Source organism: Mesoflavibacter profundi, from assembly GCF_014764305.1.
Taxonomy (GTDB): Bacteria; Bacteroidota; Bacteroidia; order Flavobacteriales; family Flavobacteriaceae; genus Mesoflavibacter; species Mesoflavibacter profundi.
Genome location: NZ_CP061703.1, coordinates 1005816 through 1026082, shown reverse-complemented (window position 1 = coordinate 1026082; position 20267 = coordinate 1005816). Strand labels below are relative to the sequence as shown.

Below are 20267 nucleotides of genomic sequence, written 5' to 3'. Positions count from 1 at the left end.
AGTATTAGACTAAATCTAAATATGAAATTTTGCTATTAATTATTCTAGTCTATCATGTTATTAATTTCTTCTGAAGTTAACGCTCTGTCAAATAATCTTAGTTCGTCCATTGGACTACTATCTGATGCGTGTCCCCAATAATCAAAAGTAGGTCCGCCAGCACCAATAACTATTTCGGTACAATTAGTCCAATCTACCGGATTAGATAAGGCGTTAGTATTAACTTCAGTTCCATTAAAATATATTTTGCTTTCTGTTTCAGAAACGGTTAAGGCAATATGTACCCATTCTCCAGCAGCAACAGTAATTACATCACCATCGTTCCAACTTTCACCTGTACCAGTTCCTATATTTGCTTTTATTCTTTGTTCGGTAGCATTTCCTTCTCTAAATAATCTAAATCCTTGAAAACGGTCTGCAGCATCATCACCAACTGTAAGTATACCAGCTCTATCTGGTGTAGCACTTACTTTGTACCAGAATGTTGCACTAAAGGCTGTAGTAGAGCCAAAAATGTTAGATATAGGATAGGTTAAATAAGAGTCTGTTGCCGATAAAAAGGCGTTAGAACCTTCGTAGCTTTCTCCAGCGAAAAGTGTATTACCTATTACAGTTGCATCTGTACTTCCAACAAAATCGAAATTACTACCATCAAAAGGCATATAAAATTTTTCTTGATAAAGAGGTTCGTAAGGACTTGTTACGTCTATTAAATTTTGAATTTCTGATTGAGACATTGCAACACTAAACAACCTTAATTCGTCCATTACACTATTATCAGAATTGTGTCCCCAATAGTCAAAAGTAGGTCCGCCAGCTCCAATTACTAAATCTGTACAGTTAGTCCAGTCTATTGCACCAGAAGGTGTTGCTGTATTAACAGGTAAACCGTTAAAATAGATTACTGTTTCTGTTGGAGAAATAGTAAACGCAACATGTACCCATTCTTCTGCTGTTACATCTATTACATCACCGTCATTCCAACTTTCTCCAGTACCAGTTCCAACGTTTAGTTTTATTCTTTGACTGGAAGAGTTTCCTTCTCTAAATAACCTAAACCCTTGAAAACGGTCTGCAGCATCATCACCAATTGTTAGAATACCAGATCGGTCTGGAGACGCATCTACTTTATACCAAAATGCACCTGTAAACTCGTCACCAAGGTTAGATTGATCTAACTCGAAAGATAAGTAAGAATCTGTAGTTGCTTTAAATGCATTAGAACCATCATAACTTACACCAGCAAATTGAGGATTACCTATTTGTTCTGGATTTGTGATAGAAATTAAATCTGTATATACACCATCAAAAGGCATGTATAAAAACTCGCCGTTAAATAAAGGCGTGTAAGGTGGCTCTTTGCTAAAAGTAACAATTTGAATGGTTTGATTACCAGAAATATCTGTTGCTATGATTTCTAGTGTATGATCACCTGTTGTAATACCGTCTTTTGTTACAGTTGTTTGAAATATTCTATAGTCTACAAAAGAATTAAAACTAGCGGTTTGATTTCCGTCTACATTAACTATAACGCTTGATATTTCTATATCATCTTGTACTTCAAATTCTATGTCTATAGTACTTTCTAAATTTAAATCTTGTATAGTTGTACCATCTGTTGGATAGGCTATTTCTACAACTGGTGCACCAGCATCTGGTCCTGGATTAATTTGTGTTATTGGATCTATACCATCTTCACAAGATGTTATTGAAAGTATAATTGCAAAAACACTTATTATTTTATATAAATTTTTCATAATCTAATTGTTTTATTCAAGAGGTAATAAGTCTACTTGTGCTTGAGGATATGGTAGTAACTCGTCTTCTGCAGTAAAAGTTCTGCCTTCATAACTAAGCTCGTCATATCTATCTAATCGTATCATGTCAAAATAACGTACGCCCCATTCCATTGCTAATTCTGCAAATTTTTCGTCCATTACATCATCTAGAGTTACACCTGTTAATGGAGCCATATCAACTCTGCTTCTTACGGTATTTACTGCTTGATCTGCGGTCATGATTGTACCACTTGCACCTTGAGTTAAAGCTTCTGCATACATTAAAAGAATTTCTGCATATCTAATCACGATTAAGTTTTTACTTGATCCGTAGCTATTTCTTTCTGGTGTTAATTGTATTGATGGTAAATAATGTTTTCCACTAGCAAACATTGCTCTAGGATAATCGTTAAAAATATCTCCAGATAGTGTAGTGTTTGAGATGTAACTAGGTAAGGTTGCATAATTTGGGTCTTCCATTATCTCGTCAATACCTCTTGGTGTAAAACATACGCTTGTAACTAGCCTAGTTTCATCATTTCTATCTAACATAAATTTGATAAATTTTAAGCTTGGTTCATAAAATCCCCAACCGCCAGATGCTGTAGATACAACAGGTGTCCAACTTGTAGGACCAAAAGGCGCAAATAGGTGATTGTTTACGTCTCCAGATTCTGTATTATAATCTGAGAATTGAAGTTCAAATAAGTTCTCATCACTAAGCTTTCCTGGTTTTTTAAATAATTGATAGTAGTCTGGATGAAGGCTAAATTTATCTGAACTTATAATTTGTTCTGTCGCTTCTGCTACACCTTGATAATTTTCCATTTCAAGATTAGCTAATGCTTTTACAGCTAAAGCAGTGTATTTTGTTACTCCGCCAGGAATATCTTGACGCTCGTTTGGTCTCATATCTGGAAGGTAAGGAATAGCTTCGTCCATTAAATCTGAAACGTATTGCATGATTTGCATTTTTGTAGCAACTCCATTTTCTAAGTCTGCTCTAGGATCTGAGTTTGTTATAATAAAAATATCTCCCCAAAGTTTAGACATTTGTAAGTGTTGGAAACCGCTTAGTACTTTAGTTTCTGCAATGTATTGATCTGCTAAATCTACATATTGACCAGTTGCAAATTGTTTGTATTGCGCAATTACTTCTCCTGCATTTAAGACATCTACGATGTCGCCATAAAAGTTTTTCCAAACTTGATTGTACATCCAAAACCCATTATCATAATTAAAAAGGTCTGTTTCTGCAAAAAGTGGTTGGTCACCAAGTCCGCCTGCATTTACATCGTCACCTCTTACGCCAACTAATAATGGATCTTCCCAACCGCGAGTATATGTAGTTGAGTATGCACCAACAAGAGGTAAAATCATGTCTTCAGAAACTGTGTAATCTAGATCTGCAGTACCTACTTGTCCGTCGTTTTCTTCTAATTTATCATTACAGTTAAATAGTGTAATTGATATTGCTAACAGTAGCGCTAGCTGTTGTAATTTTAAATGTGTTTTTTTCATGTTGCGCTTTTTTTAAATTTTTACATTAACTCCTATTGAATATACAGCAGGAATAGGATAAGTTTGTCTATCTACACCATTAGAAACTTCTGGGCTAAATCCATTGTAATTAAAGAATGTAAATGGTCTATCTGCTGTAAAATACACTCTTGTTTCTGGCATGTTTTTGCCAAATGTTCCACTAGGAATATTATATGCTAATTGAATATTTTGAATTCTGAAATAACCGCCATCTTCAACAAAAAATGTACTCATTCTTTGATTCCATCCTTTACGTCTACCAGCAGAAGACGGATAAGAATTAGTAGTACCTTCACCATGCCATCTATTAATTGCAAAATCTGCATCTATATTAGTGTCGTTAGTAAAAATGACTTCACCACGTTTACGATTTAGGATTTGATTACCAGATTGACCTTGAACATCTACAGAAAGATCAAAGTTTTTATAGCTTACTTTTAAATTAGCACCATAATTAAACGTAGGTAAGTAAGAACCAATTACTGTTCTATCATTATCATCTATTATTCCATCGTTGTTTTGATCTACGTATTTAAAATCACCAGGTTCTAAGTTATTATCTACAGCAATTGGATCGTTAGCAACTTCGGTTTCATTTTGATAGACACCAGCTACTTCAAGTCCAAAGAATGCATTTACAGGTTCTCCAACCATTACACGTTGTCTAAACTCTGCACTTCCTGTATCTATGTAACCTCTTTCTGTATCTACGCTAGTAACTTCGTTATGTAAGGTTGCAATATTTCCTCCAATAGAAAAATTCCAGTTATCGTTAATAGTATGATTCCAATTTGCAGCAAATTCAAAACCTTTATTTCTCATTTCTCCTGCATTATCTAAAATGGTGTTTCCAGTAATAGGAACTTCTCTAGAAACTACTAAATTTTTAGTGTCACGTATGTAATAATCTGCCTCTATACTTAAACTATTATTAAATAATCTAGCGCTAATACCAAAGTTGGTTTCTTCAATAATTTCTCTTTGTAAGTCATTAAATGTACTTGTGCTAACTATACCGTTTGTTGCAACATCGCCAATAGCTGTAACTATTTGATTAATTGTACGTTCTCCAGAACTTCCTCCTAAAGCACCATTAGCTAATTGTCCCCATGTACCTCTAACCTTTAAAAAATCTATAATTGAATTGTTTTCTAAAAACTGCTCATTAGATATTACCCAACCTAAACCAAATTGAGGAGTTGTTTCCCATATTTTTTTAGGGAATCTACCATCACCTTCATGTCTTAAAGTAGCATTAAATAAGTATTTATCATCAAAGCTATATTCGATTCTTCCTAAATAAGACATAGAATAGAAGCGATCTCCAATTTCTGATACCTGATTACTAAAAGTTGTAGGATCTGCAAAATTTAAATACCATGAAGATTCTAAACTAACCGCTTGAATATCGTTTCCGGTAGCTGCAAACGAGTTATATTGCTCGTCACGATAAGATGTACCAGCAATAACTTTTAAACTATGTTTGTTAAATGTGTCCGAGTAAGTTAAAAGGTTATCCCACATTTGATTTGATGTGGTTAAATTAGCTCTTCTAATAGAAGAGGTTTCTCTTTGAGAATTTTCTGAAATGAAATACGGTAATCTTACATTTCTTTCTAAAATAGTAGAGTAATCGTTATAATAAGTTGTTTTAAACGATAACTTATCAGGAATTATGTAATATTCTCCATAAATACTTGTTAGTAACTTTCTAATCTTTAATTGATTGTTGTTGAAAGTCATAACAGGAAATGGATTTTGAGATCCTCTATATCCTAATTGAGTTGCATCTGAAAATGGAATAGGAGACGCCTCTTCATTTTGGTAATCAAATTTAGGTAAAATAGGTACTGCAAAATACGCTTGGAACCAAGCTCCGTTTTCAGGATTATATTTTGTAGCATTACTAAACGCACTGTTTACTCCAATTTTAAAACGATCTGATACTTCTACATCTATGTTACCTTGAATATTAAAACGTTCGTATTCATTTTTCATATCCAGTATACCTTCTTGAGAAAAATAACTTGTATTTAAACCGTAATTAGTGTGTTCTCCTCCACCAGAAACACCAATACTATGACTTGATATTGGAGCATCTCTTAATACTTCTTTATACCAATCTGTGTTTACATCTGGAATATTTGGGTTAACTCGACTTCTACCATAGCGTTGCATAGCATTTAGTACGTATTGTATATCTGCTTCAGATCCTGACTCGTAAGCCATAGTTACAAACTGTTCTGCATTTGCCATTTTTACAACATTTTGTGCATGTTGTATACCTGTATAACCATTGTAAGTAATAACAGGTTTTCTGTTTTGTTTTCCACCTTTAGTCTCTATAATAATTACACCGTTACTACCTCTTTGACCAAAAATTGCAGTAGAAGACATATCTTTTAATACAGAAACAGATTCTATTTGGCTATTGTCTAAAAAATCGATGTTATCATACCAAACACCATCTACAACATATAAAGGATTTCCGCCAGCAAAAATTGAGTTTACACCACGAACTCTAACATTAGGCGAATCTCCTGGAGATCCATTACTGGTGATTTGTAATCCTGCAACTTTACCTTGTAATGATTGCATTACATTACTATTTGGTGTTTTTTCTATTTCTTCAGATTTTACTGTAGTAATAGCACCTGTTAGATCAGATTTTTTTTGAGATCCGTATCCAATAATTACAACTTCTTCTAAGTCTGAAGCATTAATTTCTAAATCTACATTTACAGTAGTTTGATTACTTATTGTTATCTGTTGAGTTTTAAAGCCTAAGTAGCTAAACTCTAAAACATCACCTTGGTTTACTGTGATGCTATAGTTACCGTCAAAGTCTGTACTTGTTCCGTTATTTGTATTAGGAACGACAACATTTACACCAGGTAAGGGTAAACCATCGTCAGAACTTGTTACGGTACCTGTTATGGTTTTGTCTTGAGCATACATACATACACTCAATAACAAGAAGAATAAAAAATTAATTTTTGTTCTCATGTATTTTTATTTTAGAATGTTAGTGAAGTAAAATTAACAGCTATTTAACTAAAATTTATAAATCGTATTACATTTTGATTACGTCATGTTAACCATTTATTAATAAATACCAGTATTGACGTACTGTTAAACCGTTAAAAATATAGTAATAATGCAACTACAACGTTATCGTGACGTAGTATTGACGTATAGCAGAATAACGTATTTTTTTAGTTAAAACTATTAAGGTAATCTGTTAAACTATCTTCTTTAGATAGGTCTAATCTTTGTTTTAATCTGTATCTATGAGTTTCTACACCTCTTGTTGAAATGTTCATAAGTGGCGCAATTTCTTTTGTAGTCAAATTCATTTTGATGTAGGCAGAAAGCTTTAAATCTTTATGTGATAGTTTAGGATGTTTGTCTTTTAATTGGTTAAAAAACTTTTCATGAACTTGATTAAAATTGTATTCAAATATTTCCCATTGGTCTTTGTTGCCTATGGTTTGATCTATCTTTTTTTGCAGTCTTTTATTGATTAATTTGTTGCTAAACTGTCCTTCGTTTACTTGTAAATCTTTTTTAATTTCTAATAAAGCTTCGTTTTTCTTTACTAACGCGATAGCAGTGTTTGCTAATTGTTTGCTCTTAAGTTTGATTTCGTTTTCTAAAGCTTCATTTTTAAGTTCTACAAGTTTTCGTTCATTTTCAATGTTTTTTTCTTTTAGTATTTGCTGTTGTTCTTTTTTATGTTGTATTTGTAGTATGCGTTGTTCTTTTTTTATTTTTCTTTTATGTAGTAAGTAAAATAGCATGGTTAGCATTAACGCAGCTAACAAATACAATAAAAATCCAGTACTAGATTTATACCAAGGTGGTAAAACATGTAATTTTAATAGGTTGGGTTTAGAGGATTCTCCAGCTTTATTTGTTGTTCTAAATGCAACATAAAAATCACCGTTTTTAAGGTTTGATAATATTAACGTCTCATTATCTACCTTTTCCCATTTGTTATTATCTGTATCTAAGCTATACTCAAAATAGTGATTCTTAGATAACGGCGATGCAATATTAATATGTACTTTACCATTATTAGGTATTTGTACCATGCTAGAGTCTAAATTAACTTTTACGTTGTTAACTTTAATTTGCTCTATTGTTGGAACTTTTGGTGTATAGTTATTTAATAATTTATTAGCGTTAAATAGTAAAAACCCATCGTTTAGGTTTAATGCGTAAGTACTATCATTAAGTTTTGAAATATTTTCATAACCTACAATTACACGATTGTCGTAATAGTTTCTAGTTAATATTTGCCTAATGTTGTTTTGCTGATCTAGTTTTATAATTCCTGTTTCATTTTTAAAAAATAGATCGTTAAGGTTGGTTGCAGAAATTAAATCTGAGTTTTCCCCAATTTTTGAGTTTAAAAATTTATAAGAAACAATACTATCTTGTAAGGGTTCGTATTTTTTCCATCCGTTATTAGTCTTAAAGCAAATGTTGTTTTTTATTTTATAAACTTTAATGTTATAATCGCTTTGTAATCCTTTGTTTATATAATTATTAACCGTAACAATAGAGTCTAAATTTGTATTAAGTTTAATTTTACTTAACCCTTTATAGGCATTTGCAGCCCAAATGTTTTGTTTGTCTTCAAACTCTAAAAACCGTATTGGATCTGTAGTTTTTCCTAAGTGACTTGACGTCCAGTTGGAGTTGTTTTTAGAAAATTTTACTAATCCAGCATATGTACCTTGTATGTAAATATTTTTTTCTGGGACTTTTTTTATAGTCCATCCACCAGTATAATTTGAAATTAGTGAAGCAGATGTACCATCGATAATAAATGTACCATCGTTATGACCACAAAATAATTGATTGTCAATTATTTTTAAATCCCAAACTTGTCCTTGCGTACCATCTATAAAGTTTAATTTATTGTCATTATCCAAATAATACAATCCGGTATTACTGCCAATGTAAATCGTATTTTGATGAGTTAGTACATCGTATACAGCACCTAATTTTCCTGTTACATCATTGTAATAAGAAATATTATTACTTAAATCTATTTTTGATAACCCATTATCTAAGCACAACCAAATATTAGTGTCTTGACTTACTATTGTGTTTAAAATAGTGTTGTTAGCCAATCCATTTTCTTTATTTAAGTTATATAATAATTGTCCAGAATTATTGGTTATAAACACACCATTTTTTATGGTACCAAAAACTAAGTTACCATTGTTTAAAGCTGAAAAACTATTAAGCTGATATCTTTTTAAATCATCATTAATATTAAAATTAGCTGGTGTTAGTTTTTCATTATCATAAAAAAAACAACCTTTTAAAGCAGTAGTAATTAGTAGTTTGTCTTTATAAGCTGAAACTGATACTATCTTTGTGTTTTTTAACTCATTATCATTAATAACTGGTATTAACTGTTTTGATTTTAATAATTTATAAACTCCGCTATTAAGTGTAGATATATAAAGTTGATCTTTAATAATATTACAAGTTATTACGGTAGATTGAGGACGTATTCTTGTAATGGTTTCATCTTCTAAAATATATACATTTTGAAAAGACCTAAAGATTATCTTTTGATCAAGATTAAGAATTTGCCAAAACTCTTCACTAGCAGAAAACTTTGTGTTTTCTGAAGTTAGAGACGTGTATAAAAGTTCGCCTTTAGAATTGAATTTCCAATATCCAAATTCTTCATAAGAACCTGTATAGATTCTATCTTTAACAGCTAAGACAGATCTAATTGTAGTTTTATTAGGTAACGTGTGTAATTTCCAATTTAAACCATTAAATACCAGTAATCCTTTATTATTTGCGACATAAACTTTACCGTTAGTAGCAACTGAAATTCCCCAATTTTGATTTCCAGCATTGTATTTTGATAAAGAATAGTTTTCAAAATAAGGCGTATACTGTGCTTGTACAATGTTAATTGTAAAAGCAAATAGGATTGATATTATGGTTTTAAATTTCATTAAAAACTAATCTGCGTTTTTAAGTATAATAAAATTACAAAATATTGAAAAACTTATTTTTTGTTTAAAATCATATACACAGGAAAATGGTCGCTATATCCACCTTTATAAGATTTACCAACATAAGTACGATAGGGTAAACCTTTATATTTTCCATCATATTGTTTTAAAAAATCGGCGTCGTAAATATCTGCTTTGACAAAACGTAAAGTTTTAGCTTTTCGTTCAAAAAAATTATGAGTTATAATTATTTGGTCAAATAAATTCCATTCAAAATTATGGCAAGTCGTACCACGATCTATAGATAATAAGGTATCCATAGGATTAAATAAGCCAATATTGTTTACTAGCTGTTTGATGCTGTTACTAAAAGGATCGTCGTTAAAATCTCCCATAACCACAATTTTAGGATTATTATATGTGGTATTTAATTGATTAATTATGGACTGTACTTGGTTAGAAGCTGTTATTCGTTTATGTTCTGTTGCAACATCGCCACTTCTTCTAGAAGGCCAATGGTTAACTATAAAATGAATTTTTTCATCTAAAAATAAACCAGAAACTAATAAAATATCTCTGGTGTAATCGGGTAAACCAACTTCATCAGTTAAAGTAAAGGTGAAAATTTCTGAATGTGTGACTTCAAATTTTTTAGAATCGTATAAAAACGCCACATCAATTCCTCGTTCATCTTGACTATCGTAATGTACGAAGCTATAATTATATTCTTTTAAATGTTTTGAAGTAATAAGATCTTTAATAACTGCTTCGTTTTCTACTTCGGCTAAGCCTATAATTGCTGGATGACTGTTGGTTTCTTTTCTTCCAATATTAGAAATAGCATAGCCTATTTTACGTAATTTATTCTTATATCTTTTTACAGTCCAACGTTTTTCAGATGTTGGAATATAATCATCATCGCGAGTAAAATCGTCATTATAAATATCAAAAAGGTTTTCGATATTATAAAAAGCAACAGTTTGTTTATTGGTTTTAGATTTAAATATATTAAACTTCAAAAGCGAATTATTTTAAAAGCCTAAAAATAGCAAATTTATTGTGGTTACAATTATGTAAATTTGTAGTATAAATTATTATATGCTAGAGAAAAAAGACATAGAATTAGAAAGTGCAGTATTAATTGGTGTAGTAACCAAAGATCAAGACGAAGCTCAATCTAAAGAATATTTAGATGAGTTGGAGTTTTTAACCTATACTGCTGGTGGAGAAGTAAAAAAACGATTTACTCAAAAAATGGAAATGCCCAATCCAAAGACCTTTATTGGAACAGGTAAAATGGAACAGGTTAGACAGTTTATAGAAGATAATGAAATTGGTACCGCTATTTTTGATGACGAACTTAGCGCTGCGCAAGAACGCAATATTAGTAAGATTTTAGGCGTGAAAGTATTAGATCGTACCAACTTAATCTTAGATATTTTTGCACAACGTGCGCAAACCAGTTATGCACGTACGCAGGTAGAATTAGCGCAATGCGAATACTTGTTACCAAGACTTAAAGGAATGTGGACGCACCTTGAACGTCAAAAAGGAGGTATTGGAATGCGTGGACCAGGAGAAACCGAGATTGAAACCGATAGACGTATTGTACGTGATAAAATTGCGCTTCTAAAAGCAAAAATTAAAACCATAGACAAGCAAATGGCAGTTCAACGCGGTAATCGTGGTAAAATGGTACGTGTTGCTTTAGTTGGTTATACTAACGTTGGTAAATCTACTTTGATGAATACTATTAGTAAGTCTGAAGTTTTTGCTGAAAACAAACTATTTGCAACTTTAGATACTACGGTTAGAAAGGTTGTGATTCAAAATTTACCGTTTTTGCTTACCGATACCGTTGGTTTTATCCGTAAGCTACCAACGCAATTGGTAGAAAGTTTTAAAAGTACGTTAGATGAAGTACGTGAAGCAGATTTATTACTTCATGTTGTAGATATTTCGCATCCAAATTTTGAAGAACATATTGCATCGGTTAACAAGATTTTAGACGAAATTGATAGTGCAGATAAGCCAACAATCATGGTGTTTAATAAAATTGATGCTTATAAAGCAGAGCCATTTGATGAAACCGATTTAACTGCAGAACGTACATCTGACCATTATTCTTTAAATGAATGGAAACGTACTTGGATGAATCGCGTAGGAGAGAACAATGCTCTATTTATATCGGCATTAAATAAAAGGAATTTAGAAGAATTTAAAAAGCGTGTTTACGATGAGGTTAGAGAAATACACGTTACTCGTTTTCCTTATAATCACTTCTTGTATCCAGATTACGATTATGAAAATTTAGGAGAAGAAGAGTAAACTATAAATATTATAAATAAAAAAGAGCTTCCGTTTGGAAGCTCTTTTTTTATATCTAAATCTAGATTAGTAATTATAGTTTGTAGTTTAAACCAAATAACCAATAAGATTGTAATTCGTTATCTGCGTTATCTAAACTTACACCTTGGAAAGCAGCAGCTTCTTGTTTGTTGCTTCTTAAACCAAAGTCAAAACCAACTCCGATTTTTTTCCATAATGTGTAACCAAAACTGTTAATCCAAGTCCAGTTAGAGTAGTCACTACTTTTGTAACTAGCAAAACCAGAAAAGTTAGATTTAAAGTTTATTTTACCAATTTGTCTTGTATAATCTGCAACAAATTTTGCACCTAAAGAAGATTCAAAAACAGTACCTTCATCTGCAAATACAAAGTTGTAGTTTAATGGGTGAATCACAACTACTAAATTTTCTATTGGAGTCCAAGTTGCACCAACACCAAGATCTAAATAACCTGGATTATTAAAGTTGTTTAATAATGTTGTTCTGTATTCTCCTAATCCAGATACAGCCCATTTGTCGCTTATTTTTCTACCATAAAGCGAAGTAACATTAAAAACATCTGTGTTTTCTTGAAATTTACTGCTATCTGTATCAATATCTTTATTGTCTAATTTTACCCAACCTAAGTTTACGTTTAGGTTATTACGCCAGAAAAATTTCTCTTCTATTAAATTAGCAAAACCGTTTACTGTAAAACCAATGTTACCAGATGCATTATTTGGTGCACCTTGTGCATACCAATTATTAAATTCTGAGATGCTTCCACCAATAGTACCAAAAGCACCAACTCTCCAACCTGGTAACGCATCTATTTGAGCTTGGATAGCGTTAGCTTCTGATTGAAATTTATCTGCTTGTGCTTGTTTTTCAGCTTTTTGAGCTTGTAATTCTTCTTTTGTTTGAGCGTTTACTGTAAATATTCCAAATACAAATGCTCCGATAAGTAATACTTTTTTCATAAAATTTAAGTTTTTAATAAAGCGGATGCAAAGATACGCTTTAGCTTTCATTTAATTAAAATTACAAATATAAGTTAAAGTGTTGTTATTCAGTTAAATAAGTAATTAACAGAATTGTTAACGCTTAAATAATGGTACTGAAGAACACGCTTCTCCGTACATGATAGATTTTGCGTGTTTTTTAAGCTTAGAAGTAAGCATTGTGTAAGCGTTTATAGGCACTGGCTTGTTACTGCAGCCTTTTATAATTACTGGCTTATCTTGGTAAATTGTTGCGTCTATTTGGTTGATTTTGTCTTGGTAGATTGAGGTTTCTAAATCCTCTAAAGTTCCAATATGGCACTTTTCGACAAAAGGTTCTAAATTAACGACCAACAACATAAATGCCCAATCAGGAATTATAGCATCTGTACTACATGTTATAGCTACATACTGGTTTTTGTGTTGTGACCAATCGTATGCTTTTATATTTGCTCTAAAATCTTTTTCTCTAAGAACTAACCCTTCGTAAAGCCAATCTTTAATATCAAAAGTAATACGCTTACCAGGTGGATAGAAGTCTTCTAGATCTATTACTTGCAGTTTGCTATTGGCTACGCGATTAATAATTTGGTCTGACATCTTGATTGCTTTTATAGCATTCCTAATTCTAATTTAGCTTCTTCACTCATTAAGTCTTGTGACCATGGTGGATCAAAAGTAATCTCTACTTCTGCATCTTTAATATCGTTAAGAGATTTTACTTTTTCTTCTACTTCAAGAGGTAAAGTTTCTGCAACTGGACAGTTTGGTGTAGTTAAGGTCATTAGGATTTTTACTTCGTAGTCTTCGTTTACTAATACGTCGTAAATTAATCCTAATTCGTAAATATCTACTGGTATTTCTGGGTCGTAAATTGTTTTTAAAACCTTAACTATTTTTTCTCCTAATTCTGCTGTATCTATTGTGCTCATTGTGTGTTTAATGTTTTATTTCTGCGTAAGCAAAATTTATTTTAATTGTGTTTGGTAAGCAATCGCATACATTTTAATTTGTTTAATCATACTTACTAATCCATTTGCTCTTGTTGGTGATAAATGCTCTTTTAATCCAATTTTATCTATAAAATCGGTATCAGAGTCGATAATATCTTTTGGATGTTGATTTGAAAATACACGAATTAAAATAGCTATTATTCCTTTGGTAATAATTGCATCGCTATCTGCAGTAAAGGTTACTTTATCGTCTTCCATTTGAGCATGTACCCAAACTTTACTTTGACAACCTTTAATTATATGGTCTTCTGTTTTAAATTGCTCGTCAATTAATGGTAAGGTTTTACCAAGATCAATCATATATTGGTAACGCTCTTCCCAATCTTCAAACATTGAAAACTCATCTATTATTTCGTCTTGAATTTCTTTTATACTTGGCATTTTTCTAAACTTTAATTAGCTGCAAAATTAAACAATATACTTAAGTTTTATTCTAAAAGTATAGTAAAACTGTTATTGTTTTTCTGGCATAAAACTTAATAGTTGATTGACAATTCCTTCTAATTGTTTTGGAGGATTACCATGATCAAACGTTGTTGAAGTGTATGTTTTATTGTCTTTAATTATTGTTAATGTAGCTAATGCTGCACCATCGTATTGATGGGCTTTAGTTGGCGCTTCTATTTGGTCCAATTTAGATACATCTATAGTGTTTAGCTTTTGTAATACATTTGACCAATCTGCTTCGCTACAAGGTTTTGATGTTGCTTTTTCTGTTCTAGAGTTTTGATAATTAATGGTGTTTTTGTTGGCTTCGACCATTTTATATAATCCTCTAGATGTTGCTTGATATTGTATAACTGTAACTTGTTCTTGTAATAATTTTGATGATGTTGATGTAGCATTTTCTACATCTGATGTTATATTTTTAGATGCTCCGCAAGCATTTAAAATAATGGTTATTACGATTAGGGTAAAAGTTTTCATTCTATTTTGTATTTAATTTTAATATAATAATACAAAAAAGACGCCAAACTTTAGCTTAACATTAGTTTTGCTTTTTTAACGCCTTCTACAAGTTTATCAATTTCTTCTTTAGTATTGTAAAACGAAAACGATGCTCTTACAGTTCCCGGAATCTTATAAAAATCCATAATTGGTTGCGTACAATGATGACCAGTACGTACAGCAATTCCCATTTTATCTAATAATGTACCAACATCGTAAGGATGTATACCTTCTAAATTGAAAGATATTACCGATGTTTTGTTTTTAGACGTTCCGTAGATTTTTAAGCCTTCAATTTCTAGAAGTTTTCTAGTGCCATATTCTAAAAGTTCATGCTCATAATTAGCAATATTATCAAAGCCAATAGCATTCATATAGTCTAAAGCAGCTCCAAAAGCAATTCCGCCACAAATATTTGGTGTACCTGCTTCAAATTTATGAGGTAAACCTGCGTACGTGGTTTTTTCAAAAGTAACTTGGTCAATCATTTCTCCGCCACCTTGATAAGGTGGTAGTTTTTTTAACCATTCTTCTTTACCATAAAGCATTCCAACGCCTGTTGGACCACATATTTTATGAGCAGATGTTACGTAAAAATCTACATCTAATGCTTGTACATCTGGTTTTATGTGTGGACAAGCTTGTGCACCATCTATTAAAACAGCAGCGCCAACTTGATGTGCCTTATCAATAATTGTTTCAATTGGATTAATGGTACCTAATGCGTTAGAAATATGATTAACAAAGACTAGTTTAGTGTTTTTAGAAAGTAGATTAGAATAGGCTTCCAAATCTAATTCTCCTTCTAAAGTCATAGGTATCACTTTAAGCGTAGCTCCTGTTTTTTCGCAAAGCATTTGCCAAGGAACGATGTTGCTATGATGTTCTAATGCAGAGACGATAAGTTCATCTTTTTCATTTAAAAGTGAAGCAAAGCCATTTGCAATTAAATTTATACTATCTGTAGTCCCAGAAGTAAAAATAATCTCGTAAGCATGCTTAGCATTAAAATGATTTTGAATGGTCTTACGAGCAGCTTCATATTTATCTGTCGCTTCCTGACTTAAAGCATGTACACCACGATGTATATTTGCATTATAATTAGAATAATAATCTACTATTACATCTATGACTTGTTGTGGTGTTTGCGACGTTGCAGCATTATCAAAATACACTAAAGGTTTACCGTTTACTTGCCTTTTAAGTATTGGAAAATCTTCTCTAATTTTATTTATATCTAACATGTTACAAATTTACTACTTGTAACGCTTAAAATGGAATTTTTATAATTTATTTAGTGATTATTTTTTGAAATACGTATATCTAAATTCTCCATCACTAAAAGTAGATATATTACCATGTTCATCATACATAGGATTACGATAGACTTTAGATAATGGATTAGCACGATAGCCGTTTTCTTTAACTACTTCGTAGGTTAATGTTCCTTTACTATTGTAGTCTTGATTAATTTCATAATACCCATTGTCTTTTAAAAATAGAATTTTTCCTTCGTTAAATTTAGAGTAATCATAAGTGTTTCTAAAATCGATGTGTTCCTTATTATCATAAAACAAACTACTTTGTATTAGTCTTTTTTTGTTGTCGTATTTATATGTTGTTGTTTCAGTTTTGTAGTTATAGTTATATTTACTTTTATCTGAAGATTCTTTTACAAGTAATTGGTCTTTATACTCGTATGTAATCGGGTCTAGAATATAATAATCAGGAATATCTTTAGTGTCTAATACTTCGTATTTAATGATGTTTTTATCGTTGTTAAGTGTGTATTTAGCTTTTATCACACCATTTTCGCCTTCATATTTTGTTTCTAATATTGTTGTATTATCTGGATACTTATATTCCTTAATTAGCTTTTTATTTGCATCGTAAACATTATTGTATTCTTTAACAAGTAATCCTTCTTCATTAAATTGTAATTGCCAAGAGTTATTAAGGGTAACTGTATTAATAGTTCCTGATAGATTAAAATGTTCTAATTTATATTTTAAGATTATTGGGTTTACAGGAGCTTCTTTAATAGGCGGATTGTTTTGTGCTATTAAAAACGTCGTGATAAATAGACAAAGAAAAGTGGTTATGTTTTTCATGATATTGTTTTTTGTCAAATTTAAGTGACGATAATATCATATAACATTAGGCAATTGTCGTATTTTTAAATTGGTGTAAAAAAAAAGCAGCTAATTAATTAGCTGCTTTTTTTTATAAATCAAATCCTATATTGACACCTAATTTAAGTGCAATAAGTTTTGTAATTCGTTGTTTAAGTTCTGGTATTTTTACCGAGCTTAGTACATTGTTGCTAAATGCAAACATTAATAATCCTCTGGCTTCCTTTTCTGGAATACCACGAGAACGTAAATAAAACATAGCGCTTTCGTCTAATTGTCCAATCGTACAACCATGAGAGCATTTTACATCGTCTGCAAAAATCTCTAATTGTGGTTTTGTGTTAATTGTAGCTTTGTCGCTTACTAAAATATTATTGTTTGCTTGAAATGCATTTGTTTTTTGCGCTTCTTTTTCAACTATTACTTTACCATTAAAGACACCAGTTGCGTTATCGTCAAAAATACCTTTGTAATCTTGGTGACTTTCACAATTAGGCTCTATATGATGTACTAATGTATTGTGATCTACATGCTGTTTTTCTGCAAGTATAGTTACACCTTTTAAAGTCGAATCTATGCGCTCTCCGTTTTGGTAAAAGTTAAGATTGTTTCTAGTTAATTTACCACCAAAACTAAAAGTATGAACTGAAGCGTGACTTTCTTGTTTTTGTTCTACAAACGTATTGTCTATTAACGATGCATTAGCATTATCGTTTTGGATTTTGTAGTAATCTACAATAGCACGTTTATTTGCAAAAATCTCTGTAACACTATTAGTAAATACTGGATTATCTGTTAAAGATTGATGTCTTTCTATAATTTGTACATGACTATTTTCTTCAACAACTATTAAGTTACGCGGTTGTAACATTAAAGAAGATTCGTTTCCTGTAGAAAAATGTACTATTTGTATAGGCTTATTTACTACCTTGTTTTTTGGAATATAGATGTAAGCACCTTCTTTAGAAAACGCAGTGTTTAATGATGAAATACCGTCTTTTTGTGCTACTTTATTAAAGTAGTTTTCTATAACTAATTGGTATTTAGGTTTAGTTAATGCTGCAGACATCAAACAAACATCTATTTCTTCATGTGTTGTTTGAGATAGATGTGAGGAATATTTACCATCGATAAATACAATTTTATAGGTATCTATATCATGGATAAAATATTGCTTAACATCTTTGTAATCTAATGCGTTTTCTTGTTTAGGAAATACGCTATAATCGTGTTTTAAGATACTTTTTAACGAGGTATATTTCCAAGCTTCATCTTTTTTGGTAGGAAATCCTTGATCTTCAAAAGCTTTAATAGCTTCTGTTCGAATATCGTGAATTTTTGTGTCTACATCCACTTGATTTTCGAAAGCCATGAAAGATGAAATTAATTTTTCTTTTAAACTCATTTTTTAAGTCTTCTGTATTCAGTCTTCTTTAACGCTTTATGCGTTATGAAGCTGTCTTATTCTACATAATTTAAGTTAAGCGGAAAGTTTTTATTACTTAACCACTTTAAATTTGTGCTTACGCGCCAACTTCTTCTTTAATCCAATCGTAACCTTTTGCTTCAAGCTCTAGAGCTAATTCTTTAGTTCCAGATTTTACGATACGACCATTTAATAACACGTGTACATAATCTGGTACAATGTAATCTAATAAACGTTGGTAATGCGTAATTACTACAACTGCATTGTCTTTGCTTTTTAATTTGTTTACACCGTTTGCTACGATACGTAAAGCGTCAATATCTAAACCAGAATCTGTTTCGTCAAGAATAGCTAATTTTGGTTCTAGCATTGCCATTTGGAAAATCTCGTTACGTTTCTTTTCTCCTCCAGAAAATCCTTCGTTAAGAGAACGAGATAAAAACTTACGATCTATCTCTAGTAATTCTGATTTTTCACGAATTAGCTTTAACATCTCGTTAGCAGGCATTTCTTCAAGACCTTTTGCTTTTCTAGTTTCGTTAATAGCAGTTTTCATAAAATTTGTTACAGAAACTCCTGGAATTTCAACTGGATATTGAAATGATAAAAACACACCTTTGTGTGCGCGTTCTTCTGCATCTAATTCGTTTATGTTTTCGCCTTCTAATAAGATGTCTCCATCTTCTACTTCATAGTCTTCTTTACCAGCAATTACAGAAGCTAATGTACTTTTACCAGAACCATTTGGTCCCATTATGGCATGTACTTCTCCTGGTTTAACTTCTAAGTTAATTCCTTTTAATATAGATTTTTCTTCTACGCTTGCGTGTAAGTTATTTATCTTTAACATACTATTTATTTTCCTAGTTTAATAACGTCGTTCTTATTTGGGTCTAGTGCTTTAACACTATATATTTTTTCAATTTTTAGTTTATATGGCCAACCTTCTTCATCTTTGTTTTTTGCAAGAATTTGTGCTTCTACATCTGCAATGACCATATCTGTAGCTTCTTTTTTAAATGCTTTAGCTTCATTATTTAAAGCTTGCATTTGGTCGTCTATGATTACACCATAAATATCATTTTTTACCTGAAACACTGCTGCATCTGCATAATAAACAAATTCGCCTACTAATCTTTTTGTTTCGATAGTCGTGTTCTCTTGGTTAGATGTTTTTTTACTATCTTCTTTACAAGCTAACGCTATACAAAGCGTACAGATTAAAAATAATTTTTTCATGGTTATAAATTTGGTTCTGGTGCAGGATTTAAAGTGTTATAATCGTTTTGTGAATGTTGTATTATAACTCTTGCACCTTTTTGTTCTGCATATTTTTCAAAAACTTCCATAGAAGTTAATGTTTGGTCAACATCATGGTTAAACACAGGAACTCTGTGATGTGTCCTGCTTTCTTCCATATGATATAAATCACCTGTTAGAAATAATGGTCCAGTCATATCTAAATCTACAAATAAAGATTGGTGACCTGGTGTATGACCTGGTGTAGATACTATAACAATGCTACCGTCTCCAAACACATCAAAATCACCATTGATTTTTTTAATGTTTTTTAAGTCTTTTATAGCATCATAGTTTGCTTTATTAGCAGTTTGTTGCTCTTCGCTAGTTACATAGTTATACTCTTCTTCTTGTACAATCCAAGTAGCATCTGTAAGTTTTGAAGCTGAGCCAGAGTGATCAAAATGTGTATGCGATAACGCTAAATAATCAATGTCCTTTGGTGTTAAGCCTATAGACTTTAGTTGTTCTTCTATTCCTGCTTTACGACTTACTGTAAATGCTCCTTCTGAAGTTGTAAATGGTTTTTGATCTATTAAATCTTCTGATAATCCTGCATCCCATAATATATTTCCTTTAGGATGTTGTATTAAATAAATGGCATCTGCAAATGTTTTACTTTGGTCTTTGTATGCATCGTCTTGCGCAAAAATACCAAGCATATTTACTTGTACTGTACCACCATCAAACATGTATAGTTTTAATGGTACTTTTTTATTTTCTTCTACAACGTCTTGCTCTTGTTTTGCGTCTTTTTTACAAGCCACAACACTTAAAACTGTAAATAAAAGAATGACTATTTTTTTCATAT

17 protein-coding genes are annotated in these 20267 nt (G+C 31.3%); 1 reads left to right on the top strand and 16 read right to left on the bottom strand.

What is annotated here, in order from left to right; translation table 11 throughout:
- Positions 1 to 44 precede the first annotated feature (44 nt).
- From IFB02_RS04755 to IFB02_RS04735, 5 genes are all read right to left on the bottom strand, one after another.
- Positions 45 to 1757: a LamG-like jellyroll fold domain-containing protein gene (locus IFB02_RS04755; RefSeq protein WP_106687921.1), complete on the bottom strand. Its 1713-nt coding sequence runs from the start codon at positions 1755 to 1757 to the stop codon at positions 45 to 47.
- Between the two features lie 12 nt (positions 1758 to 1769).
- On the bottom strand, positions 1770 to 3299 hold the full coding sequence (locus IFB02_RS04750) for a RagB/SusD family nutrient uptake outer membrane protein (RefSeq protein WP_106687920.1): 1530 nt from the start codon (positions 3297 to 3299) through the stop codon (positions 1770 to 1772).
- 12 nt (positions 3300 to 3311) lie between these two features.
- A complete protein-coding gene (locus IFB02_RS04745; RefSeq protein ID WP_191073075.1) occupies positions 3312 to 6326 on the bottom strand; it encodes a SusC/RagA family TonB-linked outer membrane protein in 3015 nt (1004 codons plus the stop codon).
- 209 nt (positions 6327 to 6535) lie between these two features.
- Positions 6536 to 9310 (bottom strand): transcriptional regulator, encoded by a 2775-nt coding sequence (locus tag IFB02_RS04740; protein WP_106687918.1) that lies wholly within the window; start codon positions 9308 to 9310, stop codon positions 6536 to 6538.
- A gap of 53 nt (positions 9311 to 9363) precedes the next feature.
- A complete protein-coding gene (locus tag IFB02_RS04735) occupies positions 9364 to 10329 on the bottom strand; it encodes an endonuclease/exonuclease/phosphatase family protein (RefSeq protein WP_106687917.1) in 966 nt (321 codons plus the stop codon).
- Between the two features lie 79 nt (positions 10330 to 10408).
- Between IFB02_RS04735 and hflX the strand changes: the two genes are divergently transcribed.
- Positions 10409 to 11638, top strand: a complete 1230-nt coding sequence (gene hflX / locus IFB02_RS04730) for a GTPase HflX (RefSeq protein ID WP_106687916.1) — start codon at positions 10409 to 10411, stop codon at positions 11636 to 11638.
- 73 nt (positions 11639 to 11711) lie between these two features.
- Here hflX and IFB02_RS04725 read toward each other — a convergent pair whose 3' ends face one another.
- From IFB02_RS04725 to mzmL, 11 genes are all read right to left on the bottom strand, one after another.
- Positions 11712 to 12617 carry a DUF3078 domain-containing protein gene (locus IFB02_RS04725; RefSeq protein WP_106687915.1) on the bottom strand — a complete coding sequence of 302 codons (906 nt, stop codon included), beginning with the start codon at positions 12615 to 12617 and terminating at the stop codon, positions 11712 to 11714.
- 117 nt (positions 12618 to 12734) lie between these two features.
- Positions 12735 to 13238 (bottom strand): DUF2480 family protein, encoded by a 504-nt coding sequence (locus IFB02_RS04720; RefSeq protein ID WP_106687914.1) that lies wholly within the window; start codon positions 13236 to 13238, stop codon positions 12735 to 12737.
- Between the two features lie 11 nt (positions 13239 to 13249).
- Positions 13250 to 13570, bottom strand: coding sequence for a DUF59 domain-containing protein (locus IFB02_RS04715; RefSeq protein WP_027879151.1), 321 nt, complete (start codon positions 13568 to 13570; stop codon positions 13250 to 13252).
- A 36-nt stretch (positions 13571 to 13606) separates the two neighbouring features.
- Entirely contained in the window at positions 13607 to 14032 is a 426-nt protein-coding gene (locus tag IFB02_RS04710) for a SufE family protein (protein WP_106687913.1), read from the bottom strand.
- A 72-nt stretch (positions 14033 to 14104) separates the two neighbouring features.
- Positions 14105 to 14578: a hypothetical protein gene (locus tag IFB02_RS04705; protein WP_106687912.1), complete on the bottom strand. Its 474-nt coding sequence runs from the start codon at positions 14576 to 14578 to the stop codon at positions 14105 to 14107.
- Between the two features lie 50 nt (positions 14579 to 14628).
- On the bottom strand, positions 14629 to 15843 hold the full coding sequence (locus IFB02_RS04700) for an aminotransferase class V-fold PLP-dependent enzyme (RefSeq protein ID WP_106687911.1): 1215 nt from the start codon (positions 15841 to 15843) through the stop codon (positions 14629 to 14631).
- Between the two features lie 57 nt (positions 15844 to 15900).
- Entirely contained in the window at positions 15901 to 16710 is an 810-nt protein-coding gene (locus tag IFB02_RS04695) for a hypothetical protein (protein WP_106687910.1), read from the bottom strand.
- Between the two features lie 112 nt (positions 16711 to 16822).
- Positions 16823 to 18136 carry a Fe-S cluster assembly protein SufD gene (sufD, locus tag IFB02_RS04690; protein WP_106687909.1) on the bottom strand — a complete coding sequence of 438 codons (1314 nt, stop codon included), beginning with the start codon at positions 18134 to 18136 and terminating at the stop codon, positions 16823 to 16825.
- Positions 18137 to 18254: 118 nt separating this feature from the next.
- The gene (sufC, locus tag IFB02_RS04685; protein WP_106687908.1) at positions 18255 to 19007 is read right to left on the bottom strand and encodes a Fe-S cluster assembly ATPase SufC; all 753 of its coding nucleotides are present in this window, start codon (positions 19005 to 19007) and stop codon (positions 18255 to 18257) included.
- Positions 19008 to 19012: 5 nt separating this feature from the next.
- Complete coding sequence (locus IFB02_RS04680; protein WP_106687907.1) at positions 19013 to 19396, bottom strand: hypothetical protein; 384 nt, start codon at positions 19394 to 19396, stop codon at positions 19013 to 19015.
- Positions 19397 to 19398: 2 nt separating this feature from the next.
- Positions 19399 to 20265 (bottom strand): quorum-quenching N-acyl-homoserine lactonase MzmL, encoded by an 867-nt coding sequence (gene mzmL / locus IFB02_RS04675; RefSeq protein ID WP_106687906.1) that lies wholly within the window; start codon positions 20263 to 20265, stop codon positions 19399 to 19401.
- Positions 20266 to 20267 lie beyond the last annotated feature (2 nt).